2 pseudogenes are annotated in these 1,236 nt (G+C 73.2%); both read left to right on the top strand.

The features are described 5' to 3' along the window. Positions 1-253, top strand: a pseudogene (locus tag A7A76_RS03580) (thiamine monophosphate kinase); the annotation flags it as partial. A gap of 172 nt (positions 254-425) precedes the next feature. Beyond that, positions 426-1,236: pseudogene (locus tag A7A76_RS03575) on the top strand (hypothetical protein); the annotation flags it as partial.

The raw sequence follows: 1,236 nt of genomic DNA, 5'->3' as shown, positions 1-1,236 counted from the left end.
GGCTTCGCGCGCGCTGGCCGCGGCCTGCGCCGACGACGCCCGCCGCGCGCTGCAGCTCGGCGGCGGCGACGATTACGAGCTGTGCTTCACCGCCGCGCCGAACCAGCGCGACCCGATCGCGCGTGCGCTGGCCGCCTCGGGCACGCCGGCCCGGGTGATCGGCCGGATCCAGGCCGAACCCGGCGTGCGCGTGCGCCTGGCCGACGGCTCGGCGTGGACGCCGCCGCGGCGCGGCTACCAGCACTTCGCCTGAGTTCGCGCCGCCGTCGTCGCGCGGCGTTTTGTCGCCCCGTCCTTGCGCAAATAGCCGAAACCGGTTTCCCGCTTCCGACCCTGCCATCGGTTGGGGCGCGACGGCGAAAAAGTTCAGACCGTTTTCATCGCGCCGATGCAAGCCTGAACGCCTCTCTCCACGGACCGCCCGCATGCGCCGGATCGCGCCGACCTTCCTCGTATCGCGTCGGCGCGGCCTCGCGCTGGCCGCCGCCGCGGCCCTGGCGTCGACCTTGCCGGGCTGCGGCGCGGTGCGCAGCATCGCCGGCATCAACACCGTGCATCTGGAACAGGCGAAAGTCGATTCGATGCAGGTCGATCTGGCCGACGGCGCCGCCGCCATCTGCCCGCGCGAGCGGGTGCAGATGCACGTCGTGGTCGGCGCGCAACTGCCGCGGCAACCGGCGCCGCTGCTGTACGAAACCTGGCGCGGCAGCAACGGCACCCGCCGCAACGGCATGCTGGATTTCCGCAACTTCGCCTTCAACAGCGAACAGGGCCGGTTCGACGAACTGGGCTGGTTCACGCCGGATCCGGACGTGCTGGCCACGCTCGAGGGCGGTTTCGCGATCGGCGCGACCTTGCTGCATCCCAGCGCGCAGCTCGCCCGCACCGTGCATTACCCCGCGAGTTACGACTGCATCGGCAGCATCGGCGCGCCGGGCGGTCCCGGCGCCGCCGGCCGCGACGGCGGCTATGGCGAGAGCGGCGGCAGGGGCTTCGATGGCGATCACGGCGGCCGCGGCGCGTACGGCGGCAACGGCGGCGACGGCGAGCCGGGCGGCAACGGCTTCGAAGGCCCGCGCCTGCGCGCTTACGCGACCTTCGTCGCCAGCGCGCGCTATCCGAAGCTGCTGGCGCTGCGGGTGGAAGGCGATTTTCAGGATTTCGTGCTCGCTCCGGCCGACCGCGCGTTCGTGGTCGTCGCCAGCGGCGGCCGCGGCGGCGCCGGCGGCGATGGCG

This window comes from Lysobacter enzymogenes (assembly GCF_017168095.1).
In the GTDB taxonomy this organism is placed as follows: domain Bacteria; phylum Pseudomonadota; class Gammaproteobacteria; order Xanthomonadales; family Xanthomonadaceae; genus Lysobacter; species Lysobacter enzymogenes_D.
This window is presented reverse-complemented; position numbering and strand designations above follow the sequence as displayed.